The organism is Arenibacter antarcticus, assembly GCF_041320605.1.
Taxonomy (GTDB): Bacteria; Bacteroidota; Bacteroidia; order Flavobacteriales; family Flavobacteriaceae; genus Arenibacter; species Arenibacter antarcticus.
In genome coordinates, this window is the sequence record NZ_CP166679.1 from 4265841 (window position 1) to 4288292 (window position 22452).

Annotated in this window: 23 protein-coding genes; 7 read left to right on the plus strand and 16 right to left on the minus strand. The window is 36.5% G+C overall.

Annotation, left to right across the window (positions count from 1 at the left end; genetic code table 11):
- Window positions 1-127: 127 nt before the first annotated feature.
- Both istA (KCTC52924_RS17560) and KCTC52924_RS17565 read left to right on the plus strand, forming a co-directional pair.
- Entirely contained in the window at window positions 128-1672 is a 1545-nt protein-coding gene (istA, locus tag KCTC52924_RS17560; RefSeq protein ID WP_370671484.1) for an IS21 family transposase, read from the plus strand.
- Between the two features lie 45 nt (window positions 1673-1717).
- Window positions 1718-1933 (plus strand): ATP-binding protein, encoded by a 216-nt coding sequence (locus KCTC52924_RS17565; RefSeq protein WP_370671485.1) that lies wholly within the window; start codon window positions 1718-1720, stop codon window positions 1931-1933.
- A 43-nt stretch (window positions 1934-1976) separates the two neighbouring features.
- Here the strand turns inward: KCTC52924_RS17565 and istB (KCTC52924_RS17570) are convergent, their stop codons facing one another.
- Window positions 1977-2696 (minus strand): IS21-like element helper ATPase IstB, encoded by a 720-nt coding sequence (gene istB, locus KCTC52924_RS17570; RefSeq protein ID WP_026815000.1) that lies wholly within the window; start codon window positions 2694-2696, stop codon window positions 1977-1979.
- Window positions 2697-2720: 24 nt separating this feature from the next.
- Complete coding sequence (gene istA / locus KCTC52924_RS17575) at window positions 2721-4265, minus strand: IS21 family transposase (RefSeq protein ID WP_370671484.1); 1545 nt, start codon at window positions 4263-4265, stop codon at window positions 2721-2723.
- Between the two features lie 237 nt (window positions 4266-4502).
- On the opposite strand from istA (KCTC52924_RS17575), the gene istB (KCTC52924_RS17580) reads away from it, so the two are divergent.
- On the plus strand, window positions 4503-5018 hold the full coding sequence (gene istB / locus KCTC52924_RS17580; RefSeq protein ID WP_370671486.1) for an IS21-like element helper ATPase IstB: 516 nt from the start codon (window positions 4503-4505) through the stop codon (window positions 5016-5018).
- 798 nt (window positions 5019-5816) lie between these two features.
- Here the strand turns inward: istB (KCTC52924_RS17580) and KCTC52924_RS17585 are convergent.
- The 6 genes from KCTC52924_RS17585 to KCTC52924_RS17610 are packed head-to-tail and all read right to left on the minus strand — an operon-like array spanning window position 5817 to window position 13291.
- Window positions 5817-8669 (minus strand): type I restriction endonuclease subunit R, encoded by a 2853-nt coding sequence (locus KCTC52924_RS17585; protein WP_251807670.1) that lies wholly within the window; start codon window positions 8667-8669, stop codon window positions 5817-5819.
- 1 nt (window position 8670) lies between these two features.
- Window positions 8671-9888: a restriction endonuclease subunit S gene (locus tag KCTC52924_RS17590; RefSeq protein WP_251807671.1), complete on the minus strand. Its 1218-nt coding sequence runs from the start codon at window positions 9886-9888 to the stop codon at window positions 8671-8673.
- Window positions 9889-11511, minus strand: coding sequence for a type I restriction-modification system subunit M (locus KCTC52924_RS17595; protein WP_251807672.1), 1623 nt, complete (start codon window positions 11509-11511; stop codon window positions 9889-9891).
- A 13-nt stretch (window positions 11512-11524) separates the two neighbouring features.
- Window positions 11525-11821, minus strand: coding sequence for a helix-turn-helix domain-containing protein (locus tag KCTC52924_RS17600; protein ID WP_251807673.1), 297 nt, complete (start codon window positions 11819-11821; stop codon window positions 11525-11527).
- A gap of 10 nt (window positions 11822-11831) precedes the next feature.
- On the minus strand, window positions 11832-12662 hold the full coding sequence (locus KCTC52924_RS17605; RefSeq protein WP_251807674.1) for a hypothetical protein: 831 nt from the start codon (window positions 12660-12662) through the stop codon (window positions 11832-11834).
- Window positions 12659-13291 carry a hypothetical protein gene (locus KCTC52924_RS17610; protein WP_370671487.1) on the minus strand — a complete coding sequence of 211 codons (633 nt, stop codon included), beginning with the start codon at window positions 13289-13291 and terminating at the stop codon, window positions 12659-12661. The genes KCTC52924_RS17605 and KCTC52924_RS17610 overlap by 4 nt, the downstream gene beginning before the upstream one ends.
- 147 nt (window positions 13292-13438) lie before the next feature.
- On the opposite strand from KCTC52924_RS17610, the gene KCTC52924_RS17615 reads away from it, so the two are divergent.
- The 4 genes from KCTC52924_RS17615 (at window position 13439) to KCTC52924_RS17630 (ending at window position 15938) form a co-directional block, all read left to right on the plus strand.
- Window positions 13439-13669 (plus strand): hypothetical protein, encoded by a 231-nt coding sequence (locus KCTC52924_RS17615; protein WP_251807676.1) that lies wholly within the window; start codon window positions 13439-13441, stop codon window positions 13667-13669.
- A 2-nt stretch (window positions 13670-13671) separates the two neighbouring features.
- Window positions 13672-13890 (plus strand): hypothetical protein, encoded by a 219-nt coding sequence (locus KCTC52924_RS17620; protein WP_251807677.1) that lies wholly within the window; start codon window positions 13672-13674, stop codon window positions 13888-13890.
- Between the two features lie 210 nt (window positions 13891-14100).
- Window positions 14101-14844, plus strand: coding sequence for a hypothetical protein (locus tag KCTC52924_RS17625; RefSeq protein WP_251807678.1), 744 nt, complete (start codon window positions 14101-14103; stop codon window positions 14842-14844).
- Between the two features lie 251 nt (window positions 14845-15095).
- Complete coding sequence (locus tag KCTC52924_RS17630; RefSeq protein WP_251807679.1) at window positions 15096-15938, plus strand: DUF2971 domain-containing protein; 843 nt, start codon at window positions 15096-15098, stop codon at window positions 15936-15938.
- 1221 nt (window positions 15939-17159) lie between these two features.
- On the opposite strand, the gene KCTC52924_RS17635 is transcribed toward KCTC52924_RS17630, so the two are convergent.
- The 8 genes from KCTC52924_RS17635 to KCTC52924_RS17670 all read right to left on the minus strand — a co-directional run bounded on the left by KCTC52924_RS17635 (window position 17160) and on the right by KCTC52924_RS17670 (window position 22452).
- Window positions 17160-17342 carry a M23 family metallopeptidase gene (locus tag KCTC52924_RS17635; protein WP_370671552.1) on the minus strand — a complete coding sequence of 61 codons (183 nt, stop codon included), beginning with the start codon at window positions 17340-17342 and terminating at the stop codon, window positions 17160-17162.
- Between the two features lie 181 nt (window positions 17343-17523).
- A complete protein-coding gene (locus tag KCTC52924_RS17640) occupies window positions 17524-18411 on the minus strand; it encodes a F0F1 ATP synthase subunit gamma (protein WP_251807680.1) in 888 nt (295 codons plus the stop codon).
- The gene (locus KCTC52924_RS17645; protein WP_251807681.1) at window positions 18404-19951 is read right to left on the minus strand and encodes an alternate F1F0 ATPase, F1 subunit alpha; all 1548 of its coding nucleotides are present in this window, start codon (window positions 19949-19951) and stop codon (window positions 18404-18406) included. Before KCTC52924_RS17645 ends, KCTC52924_RS17640 begins: the two co-directional genes overlap by 8 nt.
- A 4-nt stretch (window positions 19952-19955) precedes the next feature.
- Complete coding sequence (locus tag KCTC52924_RS17650; RefSeq protein ID WP_251807682.1) at window positions 19956-20702, minus strand: F0F1 ATP synthase subunit delta; 747 nt, start codon at window positions 20700-20702, stop codon at window positions 19956-19958.
- Window positions 20703-20865: 163 nt separating this feature from the next.
- Window positions 20866-21132, minus strand: a complete 267-nt coding sequence (locus KCTC52924_RS17655) for a F0F1 ATP synthase subunit C (RefSeq protein WP_251807683.1) — start codon at window positions 21130-21132, stop codon at window positions 20866-20868.
- The gene (locus tag KCTC52924_RS17660) at window positions 21125-21832 is read right to left on the minus strand and encodes a F0F1 ATP synthase subunit A (protein WP_251807684.1); all 708 of its coding nucleotides are present in this window, start codon (window positions 21830-21832) and stop codon (window positions 21125-21127) included. The genes KCTC52924_RS17655 and KCTC52924_RS17660 overlap by 8 nt, the downstream gene beginning before the upstream one ends.
- On the minus strand, window positions 21822-22145 hold the full coding sequence (locus tag KCTC52924_RS17665; protein WP_251807685.1) for an ATP synthase subunit I: 324 nt from the start codon (window positions 22143-22145) through the stop codon (window positions 21822-21824). Before KCTC52924_RS17665 ends, KCTC52924_RS17660 begins: the two co-directional genes overlap by 11 nt.
- Window positions 22129-22452, minus strand: a complete 324-nt coding sequence (locus KCTC52924_RS17670; RefSeq protein ID WP_251807686.1) for an AtpZ/AtpI family protein — start codon at window positions 22450-22452, stop codon at window positions 22129-22131. Before KCTC52924_RS17670 ends, KCTC52924_RS17665 begins: the two co-directional genes overlap by 17 nt.

Genomic DNA, 22452 nt, shown 5'->3' on the forward strand with positions numbered 1-22452 from the left:
TAGATTTTTAAATTATTCTGGAGCATGTTGACCCCTCTGGATGATTTATTTGGGAGCATGCTGACCCCCCTAGCTATTTTCTTTCTGGTTTTGGTTTATTTGATGAATACCATCAAAAAGATAACCAATGGCCGGAAAATCAAAACCAATGAGTCAAGTAAAACAAATACTTCGCCTGCACTGCCAGGGAAAAGGATTTAAAACTATTGCCAGGACCCTGTCGGTGAGTAAAAACACCGTGAAAGACTATATTCAAAAAGCCAAAGCGACCGATCTCTTAATGGAAGTTTTGTTGGTTTTGGAGGATCCAGTACTAGAAGGAAAATTAAATCCTGGGAACCCTGCCTATAAAGACGAACGGTACGATCGACTTAAGCCCCAATTGGATTATTTCCGTAAGGAACTTAAGAAAACAGGTGTCAATCGACAGGTGTTATGGGATGAATATAGAGCAGGCAACTCAGATCCTTACAGCTACGCCCAGTTCTGTTACCATATCCGGCAATACTTGCGCAGTGGCAAACCATCCATGGTATTGGAGCATAGACCGGGGGATAAACTGTACGTGGATTTTGCCGGCAAACTTTTATGTTATGTTGATAGGCAGACCGGGGAGGAAATTAAAGTCCAGGTCTTTGTGGCCTGCCTACCGTATTCCGACTATTGCTTCGCTATGGCAGTGCCCAGCCAAAAGACGGGAGATTTTATCTACGCCCTAGGCTGTTGTTTAAAAGAGATTGGTGGCGTACCCCAGACCCTGGTGCCGGACAATCTCAAGGCTGCTGTGATCAAAGCGAATCCCTATGAACCGGATATTAATCGTGCTCTGGAGGATTTTGCCAATCACTATGCGACTTCGGTGACCCCTACGCGCCCTAGGAGACCTCAAGATAAGTCGTTGGTGGAGAACCAGGTGAAGCTTATCTATAGCCGGGTATATGCTAAACTCCGCAAGCTTACTTTCTTTGATCTTCCCTCGCTGAACCAGGCCATTGCCCAGAAAGTCAAAGAGCACAACCAGACCCGGATGCAACAAAAAGAGTACTGCAGGGAAGAGAAATTCCTGGCCGATGAAAAACATACCCTTCAGCCCTTACCGGCACAGTCTTTTGAGATCAAGTACTATAGAGAGCACAAGGTGGCCAAGAACAATCATATTTATCTGGGCATGGATAAACACTATTACAGCGTACCCTTCACCTATATCGGAATGAAGGTCAAGGTGATCTACACCCGATCCTTGGTAAAGATCTACCACAAGGCCAATCTAATTGCTACCCATCCCAGGAATCACCGCAAAGGAGGATATACCACCCGAAAAGAACATCTGTGTTCCCACCATCGGTATTACAAAGAGCGAAGTCCTACCTATTACCTGCAGCGTGGCTACAATCATTCCGAGACACTGTATACGTATATGGAGGCCTTGTTCAAACAAGATAAATATCCCGAGCAGCTTTATAAAACCTGTGACGGCATCTTAAACCTGTCCCGTAAGGCAGATCCGAGGTCCTTTACCAAAGCATGCACTATAGCACTGGAACATCAGAATTATTCTTACAAGTTTTTAAAACAAGTCCTAGAGAACCGGATGACCGAATACCCGGAAGAACCTGTGGTTAAATCCCTGCCGACCCATGAAAACATCCGTGGGGCATCATCCTATAAATAAGTAACCCTTTAAATTAACACACATATGAGTACTATTGAAAATCAATTGACACAGCTACGGCTCAATGGCATGCACAGTAGTTGGAAAGCTATGGTAGAAACCCGACAGCACCATGAACTCTCTTTTGGAGAGGGCCTGGAGGTCCTGTTGCAGGCGGAAGCTGAAGACCGCACCCACCGCCGTTTTGAACGCCTGAAAAAAGGGGCACAGTTCAGATATGGATATTCTGGTGATGTTGACCCCCTATTCTGGCCATACTGACCCCCCTAAGGATTTTGGTCAAAAAGATAAGTTAATGACAATATTACAGTTTTTTTCTTAGACTTTCTCCCTTTAATTCTATCCGGTGAGAGGTGTGTACCAGTCGGTCCAATATCGCGTCAGCGATGCTTGCTTCTCCAATAATATCGTACCAGCTTCCCACAGGAAGTTGACTTGCAATAATGGTAGATGATCTTCCATGCCGGTCCTCAATGATCTCCATCAGGTCCATTTGCTGTTTTCTATCCAAGTGAGCCAGTCCAAAGTCATCCAGGATTAGCAGTTTCGCCTTCGCCAACTTAGCAAAGAATTTTAGGAAGCTTCCATCAATTCGGGTCATTTTGGTGGTCATCATTAGTTTTTGGGTGTTGTAATACAACACTCTATGCCCTTGACTACATGCTTGGTGTCCTAAGGCCGAGGCTAGAAAACTCTTCCCGCAACCCGTAGCCCCGGTCAATAGGATCGATTCCCCTTTTTCAAGATAGGAGCCACTGACGAGTTCCGTGATCTGAGCTTTATTGATTCCTCTTGAGGAATCTAGGTTCAGCTCTTCCACGCTGGCCTGATATCTGAACTGTGCCCCTTTTTTCAGGCGTTCAAAACGGCGGTGGGTGCGGTCTTCAGCTTCCGCCTGCAACAGGACCTCCAGGCCCTCTCCAAAAGAGAGTTCATGGTGCTGTCGGGTTTCTACCATAGCTTTCCAACTACTGTGCATGCCATTGAGCCGTAGCTGTGTCAATTGATTTTCAATAGTACTCATATGTGTGTTAATTTAAAGGGTTACTTATTTATAGGATGATGCCCCACGGATGTTTTCATGGGTCGGCAGGGATTTAACCACAGGTTCTTCCGGGTATTCGGTCATCCGGTTCTCTAGGACTTGTTTTAAAAACTTGTAAGAATAATTCTGATGTTCCAGTGCTATAGTGCATGCTTTGGTAAAGGACCTCGGATCTGCCTTACGGGACAGGTTTAAGATGCCGTCACAGGTTTTATAAAGCTGCTCGGGATATTTATCTTGTTTGAACAAGGCCTCCATATACGTATACAGTGTCTCGGAATGATTGTAGCCACGCTGCAGGTAATAGGTAGGACTTCGCTCTTTGTAATACCGATGGTGGGAACACAGATGTTCTTTTCGGGTGGTATATCCTCCTTTGCGGTGATTCCTGGGATGGGTAGCAATTAGATTGGCCTTGTGGTAGATCTTTACCAAGGATCGGGTGTAGATCACCTTGACCTTCATTCCGATATAGGTGAAGGGTACGCTGTAATAGTGTTTATCCATGCCCAGATAAATATGATTGTTCTTGGCCACCTTGTGCTCTCTATAGTACTTGATCTCAAAAGACTGTGCCGGTAAGGGCTGAAGGGTATGTTTTTCATCGGCCAGGAATTTCTCTTCCCTGCAGTACTCTTTTTGTTGCATCCGGGTCTGGTTGTGCTCTTTGACTTTCTGGGCAATGGCCTGGTTCAGCGAGGGAAGATCAAAGAAAGTAAGCTTGCGGAGTTTAGCATATACCCGGCTATAGATAAGCTTCACCTGGTTCTCCACCAACGACTTATCTTGAGGTCTCCTAGGGCGCGTAGGGGTCACCGAAGTCGCATAGTGATTGGCAAAATCCTCCAGAGCACGATTAATATCCGGTTCATAGGGATTCGCTTTGATCACAGCAGCCTTGAGATTGTCCGGCACCAGGGTCTGGGGTACGCCACCAATCTCTTTTAAACAACAGCCTAGGGCGTAGATAAAATCTCCCGTCTTTTGGCTGGGCACTGCCATAGCGAAGCAATAGTCGGAATACGGTAGGCAGGCCACAAAGACCTGGACTTTAATTTCCTCCCCGGTCTGCCTATCAACATAACATAAAAGTTTGCCGGCAAAATCCACGTACAGTTTATCCCCCGGTCTATGCTCCAATACCATGGATGGTTTGCCACTGCGCAAGTATTGCCGGATATGGTAACAGAACTGGGCGTAGCTGTAAGGATCTGAGTTGCCTGCTCTATATTCATCCCATAACACCTGTCGATTGACACCTGTTTTCTTAAGTTCCTTACGGAAATAATCCAATTGGGGCTTAAGTCGATCGTACCGTTCGTCTTTATAGGCAGGGTTCCCAGGATTTAATTTTCCTTCTAGTACTGGATCCTCCAAAACCAACAAAACTTCCATTAAGAGATCGGTCGCTTTGGCTTTTTGAATATAGTCTTTCACGGTGTTTTTACTCACCGACAGGGTCCTGGCAATAGTTTTAAATCCTTTTCCCTGGCAGTGCAGGCGAAGTATTTGTTTTACTTGACTCATTGGTTTTGATTTTCCGGCCATTGGTTATCTTTTTGATGGTATTCATCAAATAAACCAAAACCAGAAAGAAAATAGCTAGGGGGGTCAGCATGCTCCCAAATAAATCATCCAGAGGGGTCAACATGCTCCAGAATAATTTAAAAATCTAGCTATCTTATTTTTCAAAGGGGGGTCAGCATCCGCCAGAACGGCAGTTACTTATTGATTAGGCTTTAGAGGGGTCAGCATGCTCCAGTATATCCAAGATATCAGGCCAGCGTGGAAGAGCTGAACCTAGATTCCTCAAGAGGAATCAATAAAGCTCAGATCACGGAACTCGTCAGTGGCTCCTATCTTGAAAAAGGGGAATCGATCCTATTGACCGGGGCTACGGGTTGCGGGAAGAGTTTTCTAGCCTCGGCCTTAGGACACCAAGCATGTAGTCAAGGGCATAGAGTGTTGTATTACAACACCCAAAAACTAATGATGACCACCAAAATGACCCGAATTGATGGAAGCTTCCTAAAATTCTTTGCTAAGTTGGCGAAGGCGAAACTGCTAATCCTGGATGACTTTGGACTGGCTCACTTGGATAGAAAACAGCAAATGGACCTGATGGAGATCATTGAGGACCGGCATGGAAGATCATCTACCATTATTGCAAGTCAACTTCCTGTGGGAAGCTGGTACGATATTATTGGAGAAGCAAGCATCGCTGACGCGATATTGGACCGACTGGTACACACCTCTCACCGGATAGAATTAAAGGGAGAAAGTCTAAGAAAAAAACTGTAATATTGTCATTAACTTATCTTTTTGACCAAAATCCTTAGGGGGGTCAGTATGGCCAGAATAGGGGGTCAACATCACCAGAATATCCATCTTGGAGCAATGGTGCTGTAGAAGGCCATGTAAACCGGATAAAGAGTATAAAAAGACAAATGTATGGCAGGGCTTGCTTTGACCTATTGCGAAAGAAGGTGATACTATCTCAAACTGGTTAATGTTTCCCCAAATATGAGGAAGAACCAACATCACCAGAATATCCAGGTATGTTGCAGGCGGGTGATTATGGGGCGGTTCATTCGTAACCTGGTCTCCTTTTTTCTTGCTCCTACTAATCCACGTATATGTTTTCGTTCAACACCGGTAATCGTTGCACAAGCCCATAAATTCATGAAAACCGAACTCTTTAAGCCCTTATCAGGTCTTTCTTATTTTGTCAACTTGACGGTACAGCTAAATTCTGGAGGCCTTAAAATCAAGTTTATTAAGTTCTGAAGCTCTTTTGTTACTTGAAATGAATCTTCAAGAAGTTGGCATAATTAACTACTCACTTTTATACTCTTATCTTGAAGATTTTGCAGAATAAGATTCATCATATTTATTTAAGTTAGTCATAGTAAATGTCACACTGCACTTATATTATTTAATTAATACTTTTTATAGGCAAGCTTAAATTTTAATAACAATGCTATCTAAAATCTTATTTAACTGATTATCAGTTGTTTGTATTTCAATTAATTTTAGTTTTATTAATCACAAAAAGTTTTAAAATATGATTTGTCACAAGCATATAAAATAAACACTAATTTAACTATCCATTCCATTGATAAAAGTATCTACAAAGTTTACTACTTTATTTAAGATTCTATCGCCTATTGATTTACGTTTTAAAACATTAGGCTTAACACCTTTTATTAAATCTAATAATTCATCACGTAACGGTTCTCTTTCTGCATATAGATAATCTTCAATTAGTTTTTGTGTTTTTTCTGAGGATAGATTCTCTTCTTTCACAAAGACTTCAAACGCTTTTTGTTGTTCTTCTGACCAGAACTTTTCAAACTCTTGTGGTATGGTTTCAGAATCGTCTATTTCAGGTAAATTATCTTCTATAAACTTTTCTATTAACACTCGCTTACTTCTTAAATTAGCTTCTCCTGTTAATAAATCTACTACTTCTTTTTTCTTTGCTTCTTGCTCTTCTTTCTTAACATCTTTTAAAGATGCTAATAGTTTTAGAATATAAGTTACATTGATTACATCACTATGAATTAATTCTAATTCAAAATCTACATCATCAAGTATTGATACTTTCTCTTTTGCATTATCGTGCTTGGTTTTTTGCCATAAATCTAAATACTTACTTCTATAATCATTAAACAGTTGTTCTGCCATTGCTAAATCTTCCCAATCGAAATTAGCAAAGGTTGTCATTGTGTTTTTTAAACGCATTAACTCTCTAAATGCTTTGATAAACTCTAATTCATCTTCTTCACTTACTAAATCATTAACGCTATCTACAGTAGGAACTAACTCAATAAGATTTGTAAAAGCTTCATCAAATTTTTGTGTGTATTCCTCATAAGGCTTCATTATAATAACATCTATAGCTTCTTTATTACTAAAGAGTGTTATTGCTTGATCTGTTACTTTTTTAAGATTACGAAATACTACAATATTACCTTGTGATTTCTGTTCGTTTATAATTCTATTTGTTCTTGAATATGCCTGTATTAATCCGTGGTATTTTAAATTCTTATCTACATATAAAGTATTTAATGATGGACTATCAAAACCTGTTAAAAACATATTAACGACTAATAGAATATCAATTTTACGTTCTTTTACTTTCTTTGATATATCGTTGTAATAATTATAAAAAGACTGACTGTCTTTGTTACTGAAATTAGAACCAAACATTTCGTTATAATGCCCTATATAACTTTCTAATTTATCTCTTTTATGTGGGTTTAAATCATATTCAGCATTAGGTTCAGCAGCTATTGCTACTTCTTCAGGAATATAGCCGTTTGCATCTGCATCGTCTTCATTAGCTACGTAACTGAATATAGTTGCTATTTTAAGATTATGTTCTCCAGCTTCTTGTTTACGTTGTAGAATATCATAATAATTGACCAACATATCTGTACTACCCACACAAAACATTCCTGTAAATTCTTTGTTATGTGTTTTTCGGTTGTGATTTGCTATAATATAATCTGCTATTTTCTCTAAACGTTTTGGCGATTCCATTAACTCTTTACGATCAATGTCTTCTACTTCAATATCTATTTCTGTAGCTGATTCTTTTTGTTTGTATTTACCAACATATTCTACAGCAAACTTTAATACATTTTCATCTTTAATAGCATCGGTTATTACGTACTTATGTAAGCAATCACCAAACAATTCTTTAGTAGTTCGTTTTCCTAATTCGTTTTTAACTGCATTGTCTGCAAATATTGGTGTGCCGGTAAAACCAAACATCTGAAAGTTATTGAAGAACGCTTTTATGCGGTTGTGTGTTTCTCCAAACTGACTACGATGACATTCATCAAAAATAAAGACGATACGTTCATCTTTCATTTTCTCCATCTTCGCTAAATAGTTCTTTTTACTTATCGCTGTATTTAATTTCTGAATGGTGGTAACGATAATCTTAGTATCATCACTAAACTGTTTTACTAATGCTTTTGTATTATCTGTACCATCTATACTGCCTTTAGAGAAACTATTAAATTCTTTGGTAGTTTGGTAATCCAAATCTTTTCTGTCTACTACAAATACCACTTTTTTAACTTGTGGCATTTTCATAATAATTTGACTTGCTTTAAAAGAAGTAAGCGTTTTACCTGAACCTGTGGTATGCCATATATAACCGTTATGTGTACTATTTTTGACTTTATCTATTATGTTTTCTACTGCATAATATTGATACGGTCTCAATACCATTAATATTTTATGCGTTTCGTTTAATACAATGTATTTACATATCATTTTAGAGATATGACAAGGCTCTAAAAACTCACTTGTAAACCCATTTAAAATATTGGTTAAACGCTTATTTTCTTTATCTGCCCAGAAGAATGTTTGTTTGAAAGATTGATGTCTATTATTTGCATAGTATTTGGTATTTACACCGTTACTAATTACAAATATTTGTACGTATTGAAATAAGGCAGATTTAGCACCAAACGAATGTCTTTGATAACGGTTTATTTGATTAAAGGCTTCTTTCATTTCTAAGCCTCTACGCTTTAATTCTATTTGCACTAATGGCAAACCATTAACCAATAAAGTAACATCATAACGATTCTTATAACTACCCTCAATAGTGACTTGATTAGTTACTTGATATTGGTTTTGACACCAATGCTCGGTATTTAAAAACTCGAAATATAAGTTATCTCCATTATCTCTAACAATATGTTGTTTTTCTCTTAGTGTTTTAGCTTTCTCGAATACAGAACCTTTGCTTAGTATGTTTAATACACGCTCAAATTCTTTAGCAGTAAACGTTATATTATTATGCTTTTCTAATTGTGTTTTTAAATTAGCTAATAAAGTTTCTTCATCTGGAATACTCACCTTTGAATACCCTTGATTTGATAATTGCTCTATTAATTGATTTTCTAATACTTGTTCTGGTTGTGTACTCATATTAATTGCAAAACATCTTTTGTAATAATGCCTTCTTATATTCTTTGGTATTGTTCAACTGTTCTTCAGTATTTTTTATTTGGGAATCTATATTCGTGATTAAATCAGCAATCCTACATTGTTCTTCAAATGATGGCAATTGCAACTTTAAACCAGCAAAAGCAGAGTAGGAAATTTGCTTCCCATCTCTTATACCTACAACAGTTTTACTCAATCTCTCGATGAATGATTCTTTTTTAAAATAGAATTTAAAGAAAATATGATTGATTTTTATTTTTGGTTTAAGTATAGTATATGCCGGACTACAAATACCATAATAATTAGAGTACTCGATACCCCCTTGAAAAGACCTTAGACTTATAACGAAGTCTCCCTTTTCTACAATTTTATAAGACTTAATACTTTTTTCAGATGATTTTATTTCAATACCAATGGATGCTCTTGGAACCATCCCATTTTCTTGAGTAGCTGCTAAAACAGTTAAATCTCCATTATGCTCTTTATTAGAAACACTCTTAAAAACTTTACCTGCTAATAATTCTTCCCAATCAGGAAATTTAGTTCCATTATCATTTTTAAATCTAACTACTTGAGAAAACACATTTTGAAGCAATCCTTTTTTGTACTCTATAAGGTCATTTAATTTCACGTCAAGTAAAATTAATTTTTTGTCAATTAACTCTAAAAATTGACTTATCTTAATCTGTTCTTTAGTTTGAGGAATATATATAGATTCACTTAATACATAATCGTTATTTATTTTCATATCGTTTTTCGCCCCTTTACGTACTAATGGACGCAAATACCTATTTGTGTTATCTTCTAAAGAAAAATAATAATCAATAAAACACTCATCTAATTTATTATTTTTAGTTTTATATATTGCATATAAGGTCGAAACAATACCTGGTTTATTTTTATTAACTTTAATAATACCGAATGGATTACCTTTTAAAGGACTTTTGGTATATACTATATCTCCAACCTCTACCAGACCATAGTTATGAACAGAAGCACCTGCATATGAACGCCCTAAATGCTCTATTTGATTCACCACACCATAATCACCTGATACTGAAAGAACATCTGATTTAGTATACTTTAAGTCTTTATTCTTAACCTTGGACTCTTCTAATATTTCATTTAAACAAGTAAGCTCCCATTTATCACTAAACTCCGGAAACCTAATTTGAGGTACTTTTTGAGTAGGTTTCTTCATTTAAAATGGTGTTTTAATATTTAATTCATCACAAAATTCAGCTATCTTATTATCAACTTTATTAATATCAATATTTAGTTGCTTTAGTTTTTCTGAAATTGGATTTATATCTATCGGTTCTTCTGCCACAAAAGTGTCAACGTATCGTGGAATGTTTAGACTGTAGTCATTTTGCTTTATTTCAGATAAAGGTGCTAAATAACTATATCTATCTTCAGCTAATCTTTCTCTGTAGGTGGATACTATTTTTCCAATATCAGAGTCTCTTAATGTATTTTGAGTTCCTCTTTCATAAAAATCACTCGAATCAATAAATAGTACATTATTTGGATTCTCACGACACTTCTTAAACACTAAGATACAAGTAGGTATTCCTGTACCATAAAAAATATTTGCAGGTAATCCAATAACAGCATCTAAAAAGTTTTTTTCTTCAATTAAATACTTTCTTATTAAATATTCTGCACCAGCTCTAAATAAAGCACCGTGAGGCAAAACTAATGCCATAGTACCATTTTCTGCTAAATGATGTACCATATGTTGTACAAAAGCAAAATCTGCTTTACCTGCTGGTGCTAATTTACCGTATTGACTAAATCTATCATCGCTCATAAAGAGCTGATTAGCACTCCATCTTGCAGAAAATGGTGGATTAGCTACGATAGCTTCAAAACGATGTTCTAAATGTTGCGGATGTTCTAAAGTATCTTCTTGCTTAATATCAAACTTACGATAATGCACACCGTGCAATATCATATTCATACGTGCTAAATTGTACGTTGTACGGTTTAATTCTTGTCCATAAAAGTTATTTACTTCTTCTACTTCTTTAGCTACACGTAAAAGCAACGAACCACTACCACACGTTGGGTCATATACAGATTTTAGTTTCTTTTTACCTGTTGTTACCAACTTTGCTAACACCATACTCACCTCTTGTGGCGTGTAAAATTCACCTGCTTTTTTACCTGCACCACTTGCAAACTTCCCAATTAGATACTCATAGGCATCACCCAATACATCTAACTCGGTATTTTCTAACTTAAAATCTATTTTATCTAAGTGTGCCAATACTTTAGCAATAATCTCGTTTCTGTCCTCTGGCTTTTTCCCTAACTTAGTAGAGTTTAAATCCATATCCTCGAAAAGGTCTTCAAAATCTTCTTCACTATCCGTACCCATTGTACTGTTTTGGATATTGTTTAGGATTTTTTGTAGGTCTTCTAATATGAAGTTGTCTTTTGTATTGTAAGTTTCAGAAGTATCTTCTGCTACTGCATCACTTTCTTTTTCATCTTCATTATGATTACCACGTTTAGAAATCGCAGAGAATAATTCTGATGGTTTTAAGAAGTAACCCAATTTCTCTAAAGATTCTTCTTTTATAGCCTCTATGTATTCTTTTCCTGTTTCTGTGTTTTCGTCTATTTCAGAAAATAAAAATGTATCGCCACCTTCTTTAAGGATTTTGTTGGCATATATTTCCATTTTCTCGGCTAAGTATTTGTAGAAAATAAAGCCTAATATATAATCACGAAACTCATCTGCATTCATTTTACCACGTAAAGTATTGGCAATATTCCAGAGTTGTTGTTCTAATTGTTTTTTATGGTCTTCTGACATTTATTAATTGATATTATAAATTATCGTTATTGATTAATTGTATTACTTGTTTTTTATATGGTTCGTCTTTTAAAACGTTATTTACCTTATCGGCTAACCATAGCACTTGCAGCTCTTTTTCATCTATTTGAAAAAAAGTGCTAAGTTTTTTTAAATGATTTCTATTTATAGGTTTTTCGCTACTTTCTATTTTACTTATAAATGCACCATCTACATCTATAATTGCACCTACCTCTCGCTGCATAAATCCTTTGGACTCTCTTAATTCCTTGAGTCTTTTACCTAATGAAATTATATTAAGACTTGACATAACTTTTATTTTAAAGTATTGAAGCTAATTTATCTCGGTTTACCCATTCTAATGTTTGAGTACCGGTATGCTTTTGTAAATGAATTAAATAATGAGCAATTTTATCTTTTACAAAACCTGTAGCATTAGTATCTACAATAGCAATCTTCTTACTAACGTGTTTTCTATATATTGATTCGTCTGCCATTTCAAACAACGTATTCGCCTTGAAAATACTATTAGAAAAATATGAAACCGTACTACCTGTAACATAGTTAATTAATGTTATTTCGTTCTGACTACGATAATACATTGCATTGAATTTTATCTCCTTTTTTTCAGCATTTAAGTAACTATTGAACCTTATTTGTTCTGGTGTTACAATAGACTTTATATAATCGTTTGCTAAAGAAACAAATCTTGCTTTTGTTTCCTTTTCCTCTTTATCTTCAAATGCAATTTGAGAGACACTCGCTATGTTTTGTATAAAGGTTGCTAAATCAAATATTTTAGAAGCAATATCAATTTGATTTGTGGCCTTTACATAATATTGGATTACACTATCATTAGATTTACTTTTAATATTTGTCTCTTTTATATCATAAGCATTTTGAAAATGAAATAATACTTTATGAAAGCAAGATTCATCATTTGATGGGTTATTATCATACATACCAGAGTTAATCCAACCACCATCTGTAATTACAAAACCACCATCTCTCTGTAATAGAAATACTGATACAAAACGATTATTTGTTGTAGCATAAGGCGTTATGATTTCTAAAGATTTACCACGCTGTCTTGTTGACCAAATACCAGAGAAACTATTCTTAATATCGGAAAAAATTTCTTCTATATTCATTCGTATACCATATTCTCATTTGGGTCATCACTTTTAAATGAAAGACCTAATGAATTAGACAATATTTTAATTTCTGGAAATTCATCTTCCTTTAATCTCGTATTAGATTCGTGAAAAAAATGTATAATACATAAGTTTATATCTTCTAACGCTTTACTTTCTTTTTTATCTAATAATTTATCTGTTTTATAAGCTATCTCAATACCGTTTTCATTGAATTTATGAAAGTGCGGTGGCGTAACAGCTTGCTCTTCAAAAGGAATACCTTCTATGCGATTTCTATGTGTTTCACCATCACTATCAAAACGAAAAAAAGGATTAGGTATATAGTCTTTACAACGTAACTTAAACTGAAAGAAATTGTGATTGTTTAGTTTGACATCAACAATTAAAATTACATCTTCAGATAACACTTCTTGTTTTACATCTTCTATTTGACTTAATGTGTTAGCATTATTACCAACCTTATTAACCTCTATTACCTCTTTAAATACAGATTTTCTCTCTTCAAGCAACCTATTATAAAGTGAATAATCGTCTTTTACTTTTAGGCTTTTAGTCGTTCCCATAATTAACCTATTTATGACTTGTCCTTCAAAGGTTAAATGTATATATATTTGTTGCTTCATCCTAAATATTTCTTCAGAGTTATTTTTAATAAAATTGAAATATTATTTCATCCCTGTTTTATGTTATACTACAAGTATTAAAATAAAGCACTATTTAAACTTTTATTCAACTGCGCTTCTGGTTGGACCAGAATGTGAAAATTTATTATGGAAAAAGAAGTTGACGGTCTTGACCAAAAAGACATTAGAGAAGGGATACACGCTGGAATTAAAAAATATGAAAATCTAAACCTTCTAGAAAAATACTCTATGTATATGGGAGTTGCTCAAATTCTTGAGATGCAATTAAAACAATTATTAGTCAAAGATTTCAGAGAAGAGTTCAACAATATTGAAAAATGGCCATTGGGGAGAACTTTGAATAAATTAAACAAGTAGGAATGAGAGAAGATTTCTTCTTGTTTGCCAACTCAGTGAAGGATGCGAGAAACTATATTGCTCACGAATTAATATCAAATGAAGCAACTTGGCACTCGTTAGTGGAAAGTAAACTTGAACATTATTCAAAAGGAGCTAGAACATTAGACAAAGTTATTTATGAAATAGAACAGCTGATGTTTATATTTGAATGGAATGACGAAAACGGAGAATGGAAATAAAAACTGCATCTACACTGTATAAAACAAAACAGGGCAAGTAAGTGCTAAACTCAATGTTCTGGCATATTTTCGAGGTCGTCAAATCTTTTGATTTGGCTTTTAAAAAAATAAGATAAAACAAAATGCAAAAGATTTTGCTTGTGAATAATCCGAACGGTAATTGCTTATATACCTCCCTACTGATTTTATACTAAACATTATGCCCAAGTTATGACGTGGATAATTGAAAACAAATCACATTTAGACAAAGGTATCTCTGAATATGTTGAGAGAATTTTCTCTTTAACACTAAGTCATATTTCACAGCGGATAGGATATCAACCGCCATTAGGTGTGAAAGCAATAGTGTTGATTTATGACTGTAAACAAGGACCGATTGTTTATTGGCCATTAAAACAAGGCAAATATGAAATCGGTCTATGTATCGAAGGAATTTTTCCTTATCAAATTATTTACCAAATGGCACACGAAATTTGCCATATTTATATTGATCCGCGAGTTAACGGAACAATGATTGAAATTGTCTGTCAAAAAACCGCATTGGATATACTTGAAGAAATTGGGGCCTCATTGACAAATGCTGGCCAAGCAGGGGTTGACAAATATATTTCTGACATTAGATTAGCAGCAGAAACAAATCAAAACTTAACAGTTGAACAACTTGATCCTGATTCTATATTTAGACGCATCCAAGAGCTAGAAAGCACTAAGACACTGTATGACAGGGATTATAATAATCTAATAGCTTTTAAACTAAAGGAAATTATCGACCCGATAGACAAACTTGGATTAATTAAATCTATTAGAAATTCAATTACACCAAAACCACCAAGCGACACCACAGACCTAAATACGAACACACAAACACAAGTTAATTTTGACAAATTAATTGAAAATATAAAGCTTGACAATTTGGAACTGGCAGAAACTTTAGCGGACATAAAGAAAAACTAGGCATAATCGAATGGATGGCTCCGCCATCCAATGACGGAGTGCACTATATCTTAGATATGATAAAGATGCCCATGATGGGCACACATAACGCATATAAAACATAGCTAATATAGGCTTTACGAGAGGTTTGTGTATATTTGTCAAGACCGCCAAATCTTTGATTTGGCCGTAATATTGAAAAAGTGGTTCCAAATCAAAGATTTGGCTAAGTGCCAATCCGAAAGTTATTGTAAATTTATACACTACGTTTCATGCACCAAACGTTGGCATTAATTTTGATTCTAACAGAAAAAAATGATAAACCTATTCTACTAATGTTTGATGAATACAAAGATATTTTTCAATATGGACCACCCGAATATTTAAATCAAGTTTTAACTAATAATACTATTGGGTTTAGTTCTTTAAAAGATTTTAATGATCCTTTTGAGTCACATTATTCATATTCCCATTTTGTCAAAAAAAGGAACACAATCTCTCAATATTTACAAGACGTACACAGCAATCCTGTCAATATCTTGATTTCTAAAATTCGAGGAAAAATAGATAAATACCTTAATGACTTAAAGGTTAGTTGCTTTTCTAAAAACCCGTATGAACCATTGATGTGGTCTCATTATTCTAAAAAACACGAAGGCATTTGCTATTGTTATGACAATAGTAAATTATTTAATATTCAACAATATCAATTTAAAAAAGTAGTGTATTCTAATGAAATTGCGAATATTATTTTTTTTGAAGAAATAACCTCATTTTCAATGCTAAAACCTCAAATTGAATCTATAATATGTACTAAATCGGAAAACTGGGCGTACGAAAAAGAATATCGCTATATTATAAAATCAGAAGAAAGTGCTCACAAATTTAATGTTAATTCATTAAAAGCTATTATAGTTGGATTTAGGCATAAAAATATAACCTTAGTTGAAAAAATGATTCAAGATTACAATAATAAAAATAATACTGAAGTAAAAATTCTTTATGCAAGACCTTCTTCAGACTTGTATAAAATAAACATACTTCCGAATAAACAAAAAACAAACCCAGGAAGAACATTTTATCAATACGATGACAAAGACAAACCTATAGCATAACGTATGCTAATAACTAAGAAGTATTCGACCCGCCGATTGACCAGAGCTGAATATCTTGTTGACGGATCCGTTTTCTTCTAACGGGAAATCGCTTCTTCTAGTAGTTATTTCCGATTTCTGTATTGGCAGACCAGCCGTAATTTTGCGTTAGTTTCTGAAGTATAACTTTTTTAGTCACTTCAATCTAACTTTTTCATCAACTAGGTGGACATTCCTGCCACCTTTTAGTTAATCATTTACATTAAGGACATAGTGCTTCTGCCTCGCGGTTTGCAAGTAGTTCATATGGTTGATCCGTAAACGACAATAATTCCTTCCATTTTGACGGGCTAACCACCAGCTGATAGACGCCCCATCATTTATCTGAAGTAATTTCCAGTCCAGTCCTTTGCAAATCCCTTGGTCAAAATGAATCCTACAAATAAATTATATTCTTCCATGGTAGTTTATTCCTAAAAATTAAGTTAATTTGCTTAAAACAATTACTAACATAGTGAACACAAAACTGAACAGGTTTTGGAACACGATTTCATAAAATAGCAGCGGGTATCCCAGTATCATTGAGTTTAATGATGCCCTAAAGGAATTCATAACCCGGAGGTCACGAGTTCAACTCTCGTTCTCGCTACCAGTAAACAAAGGGAACCCAGGAGATTTATCTTCTGGGTTTTTTGTTGGGTACAACATAGGTACAACATTTTTGAGGTCAAATTTAACGTTGACACAATCACTACAAAAGGCATATCGCTATTGTTTTGGATTTCATTTATAGAAAAAATAAAATTTATTTTGTGCTGTGCCATAGAAATCTTTAGGCAAAACAGGAAGAATTTGCATTGCTATTAATCATTAGGAAGACTAAATTTCTTTTAAAATAATTAATTATTCTTTGGATATGTAACGTAATCTCGCATCCTAATCCCTTTTTGCGATGGATTTGCTACACAACAACTTTTACAAAGAGCTTAAATTTATTTCTTTAAATCAACATTCAAACATGCTCGTCGAGACCGACATCTGTTATAGATAATAAATAGAAAACGAGAAATAAATTATCAACCATTATTTAAAAAACATTGGTTAAGAAGTGCATCTGCCATTGTTGGTTTTGGCTTTCTAAATATTAGTGACGAGACATGCTATAAATTCATATACAAGCACATCAGACTACTCATCAACTACCACCTCCACTAGACCAATACTTTATACCACTTATTTTTCTTAATCCCCTCCCCCTTTCACTACGTTCGCTTCGATTAAATGTGTATAAACATCCTTCTTTAGATTGAACGAAGGTTTTGGGTCTATTTTGTTCCTATTCTTCAATATCTCATAGTGTAAATGGTACCCTGTAGAATTTCCTGTACTACCCACCGTACCAATAATTTCGTGTTGCTTAACAATTTGCCCAAGTTGTAAAAAGTATCATCAACAGAAAGGAAGGCAAACAGGTGGAATTTATCAATGAGTTTTCGAGCAAATTATATGATAGGGCCACACCTATCGTTTATCGGATAGAAATACTTGAAATTATCGGGAAACGACGGGAGGCCTGAGGCCATACCTAATGCAACCACCAAATGACCTAAGGTCCAGTTTTCTTCAACGCTTCAAAGCCGGCGATTACATCAAAAAGCTCCTCATCGATAGAGCTTTGTCTAAGTCTGTTGTAACCTAGGTTTAAATCAACGAGCATCTCTTCTATGTTTTTTTCGGCACGCTCCATGGCTTCCAGCCTACTTGTATTTTCGGCAGCCAATGATTCAGCACTGGCCTTATATAAGGAAACAAAGAGATATTCCCTGATCAAGGCCCGCAAGGTACTTTCAACACCTCCAATTACCTGTGGTAAATTTTGTGAAGGCCATTTTATTTTGGATACTTCCGCGTACCATTTTTCGTCTGGCGGAAACAATTGTCGGCTTTCTTGTTGATAGCCCACACCCGTCAACGGGCTGTTGTAAAAAACATGGAAGCTATAATACTGGTTTTTTTGTCTATATTCTTCGCTCTTGATTAAAATATGATTTACTAATGGTGTGATCGCGGAAATGGAATTGGGGACATTAAAAAGCCGTGAAGGCGTACGGTCCTGTTCCACAAGCAATGAATAGGCTCTTTCGCCAACCGCCCAGGTTTCTATTTGCCCTGGAATTTCTTTTATTATTCCCTGAGCAAAGTCGGTTATGGTATCGTTGAAGCGTCCCACGAGTCCTTGGTCCGACCCGAAAATAACGGCAACTGTTCGCTGATTGGTTTTATTCCCTTCGTTTGGATTCACTGAAATCCTTTCACCCCTAAAACTAGCATAGAGACCGAGGGAAATGGTACGGTAATACTCCTGTAAAGACTGTACCGCCATTTCATACTGCGTAATATTGGAAGTTGCCATAGCTTTCATGGCGCGTACTACTGACGCCATATCTCCTGCGCTTTGTTTTCTTCTTCGAAAACTGATCAAAGTATTACTCATTGTTATCGGTTTCAGGGGTATTCGAAATTTTCAGAAGTTCTTCCATTACCAAGTTTATGATGGTTTCTTCATCATCTTCGTTCAAAGGTTCGGAGGAACGGATCCTCTGTAACATGCCATCAGGTAATTCTGAGGATTTTTTTCGTACCATCATTTCCGCTTCCGTTATTTTATGGAGCGGTACGGTATCAAAAAGACCCTTTGCCAATGCCACCAGAACAAGCAGCTGTTCAACTACGGAAACCGGCTCCATTTCTGGCTGCTTGAAAAGCATACGTATTCTTTTTCCATGCTCTATTGCTTTTTCCGTATCATCGTCGAGGCGCGTACCAAAACGTGCAAATGCTTCCAACTCCTCAGATTGGGCATAAGCCAGTTTTAGATTTCCTGAAATTTTCCGGTATGCCTTCAATTGTGCCTTTCCTCCAACCCTGGAAACGGATTTCCCAATATCCACTGCCGGTAGCAGACCCAATTCGAACAATTTGGGCGAAAGATATAGCTGCCCATCAGTAATCGAGATTAAGTTCGTGGGAATATAAGCCGAAATATCCTGGGCCTCCGTTTCTACAATAGGCAATGCTGTCAACGATCCACCGCCATGGGCTTCATTTAAATGGGTAGCCCTTTCCAACAAGCGCGAATGAATGTAAAATATATCGCCTGGAAATGCTTCCCTTCCCGGCGGCCTTCTCAATAAAAGTGAAAGCTCGCGATATGCCCTTGCATGATTGGTAAGGTCGTCATAGACGATCAGCACATCGCGTCCCTGCTCCATAAAGTATTCGGCGATACTTGTGGCCGCATAAGGGGTAATATATTGTAAGCCAGGGGAACTGTTGCCTTCCGTAACCACAACGGTAGTATAATCCATTGCGCCTTTATCTCTAAGCTCTGAAACTACTTTGGCAACCGCGGCCGTACGCTGCCCGATAGCACAGTAAACACACAATACGTTTTTATCGTGCTGATTGAGAATAGTGTCAATGGCAATAGATGTTTTCCCTGTTTGACGGTCACCAAGGATCAATTCGCGTTGGCCACGGCCAATAGGAATTATCGCATCTATCACTTTTATACCAGTTTGCAAAGGAACATTCACGGCCTCACGGCTCATAATAGGTGGCGCAGATCGTTCAATAGGTAACCGTTGTTGAAATGAAATAGGACCTTTGTCGTCCACTGGGTTTCCGAGGGAATCAATAACTCTTCCGATGAGTCCATCGCCTACCGGAATATCAGCAACCCGATGAGTTCTTAAAACAGTGTCCCCTGCCTGGAGTTGATCGTTCCTGCCCAAAAGAACAACGCCTATTTCATCGCTATCCAAATTAAATGCCATGCCGTATAAATTGTTTGGAAACTGCAACAGTTCTTCAAATCCTGTTCCTGGCAGACCAGTTACAGCGGCAATACCTGCAGAGACATTTTTCACTACTCCCATTTCACGAAACTGGATAGAGGGGCCGAAATTTTGTCTACTGTGGCTTATTTCCCTAAACGTATCATCTATAATTTGGTCTAAATCTGTCGATCGCATTTTCTTACTCCTTTAAGATACTATCCTTTTTTAACGAATCGAGATACGATTCTATATTCCATGACAACTGATAGCTTTCAGTGTAAATTTCAATTCCACCAACTACTTCTGGTGCTAGTAGATATTTGAAATTATTTTTCTTTCGGGTTATCTTTTCAATGGTTTTTTCCAGTTCTTGTTTTGAAGTAGCTGATGGTTCAAAAGCACTTTTAATAGTAATTGCTTTGTCATTGTCGAAAGCATTTTTCAGTTTAGCGATATTCCCCTCATCCAGATCCTTAATTTTTTTAATAAAAACTTTTATAACCTGTTCCTCAAGATTAGCATTGGCGAGATCAGAAAGTGCTTTTCCTGCAATAGCAAAAACCTCCTCCTTAGTTTTTCGCTTAAGCCTGTCCGTTATTTCCTGTTCTTGCTGCTTTAATGAAGTTTCGTATTTTGAACGCAATAGGGTTGATTCCTTTCGTACTTCCTCGAAAAGACGTTGTTTTTCTGAATTCACCTGTTCTTGGGCTTCATCCATTTTTGCAGCACGCTCTTTATCAAAAACTTCATTTTTTTGACGAAACACTTTATGCTCTTTTTCAGACTCAGCTTTTTTTGCCTCGGCATCGTCAAGTTGTGAGGCTATCTTCTTTTCTCTCTCGTCAATAGCGTTCAATACGGGCTGGTACAAAAAACGTTTCAGCAGCCAAACGAGAATGAGAAAATTGACTATTTGCGCTATTACCGTAAACCAGTTAATTTCCATTGTTATTTTATTAGTAATGTGTTGTTTGGTATTTAGTACAAAGTATAGAGTAATTGGATTTGGCACATCCAATCCTTATACGATCCCGGTCATTACCATTATACCCAAACCATTATAGGTACCTACTTCCAGCCTTTTCTTTGTACTAAATTCTTACTGCTTTTTACCCTAGAAAATGATTCCAGAACGGATTTGCAAAAATGAGAATCATAGAAAGCACGAAACAATAAATGGCCGTTGATTCTATCATGGCCAAGCCCACAAATAATGTTCTGGTAATTGTTGGTGCGGCATCTGGTTGTTGTGCAATGGAATCCAATGCCTTGGAAACAGCTCTTCCTTCTCCTATTGCAGGCATCATAGTCCCAATACCTGTTGTGAAACCAGCAGTAATTATTGATGTTACTGCGATGATAGTTATGTTATCCATGTTGTACTATTTTTAAATTTTTATCATTTTTTACTTTAACATCCTTTGTAGCAGCAGCTATATAAACTGTTGCTAATATGGCAAAAATGTACGCCTGTATCATTCCGGTAAGCATGCCCAAAGCGCTCATTATTATCGGAAATAAAAATGGCGCAATGGAAAGTAGTACCGAGGCAATCAACCCACCACTCATTATATTCCCAAACAATCTGATTGCCAAGGCAAGAGTCCGTGAAAGCTCACTAATAATATTAAATGGTAGCATGATGAAATTTGGTTGTAAATACGATCGAAGGTATCCCTTTATTCCGCCCTCGGCAATTCCAAAGACTGGCACCGCAATGAACACGCAAATAGCCAATGCCACTGTGGTAGAGAGGGAGGCTGTAGGCGGCTCGTACCAAGGCACTATCATCAGTAGATTGGAAACGGCGATAAAAAGGAAGAGGGTCCCTATAAAAGCCATATATTTTTCCGGCTTGTTCAATCCTACTTCCTTTATTTGATCGCGTATCATAATTACCAGCATTTCCAAAACATTTTGCCAGCGGGTAGATTTAATTTCCGATTTTAAATTGCGGGTTATAAGCCTTGCACCCATAGCCAACAGAATCATCAATACCCATGTAGTAACGATCGTAAGATTTAAATTAATAGATCCATACTCCCAGAAAATCATTTGGTCAGGACTAATTCTCATTGCTTGCTTCTTTTATAAATGTAGGCTTTGACTGCTTGTCATATTTTGTGATGCGGGTAATCAGAATTCTCGCTATTAGAAAACCTCCGAGGCAAGCCAGCATTTTTTGCCAACTATCTGCACCCACATAATAAAACCCTATTACAACAACTGCCATTCTTATAATTAAACTGCCTATGAATATCAAAGTGGTTCTTTTTGAGTGTAACCCTATACGCACTGTATACCAAAGCCCTCCGAAAAACAGGACTCCAAGAATAATCCCGGCCAACAAGGCCGGCAGTAGATTTAGCACTTCACTTATTTCCATCATCGTTTTTTTTATGTATTTCCTTATTTTCTTTTTGGACCCAGTTCCACGCAATCAAACAACCTATCATCAACCCAGCCACCAATAAACTAAGGGTCCACGAAAAATCTTCTTTATACTTTTTGTCGAGCCAAATACCCAGTGCCGCACCCAATATGGTTGGCACTACGATAGACCAACCTATCATTCCAAATAATCCCAATCCTGACCATACGCTTTTATTGTCGCGTTGAGCCCGCAATTTTCGTTCTTCCTTGTCGCCGACAATTTTCCCGAAAGATTTGTTATTATTTTTTTCTCCCTCTTTCAC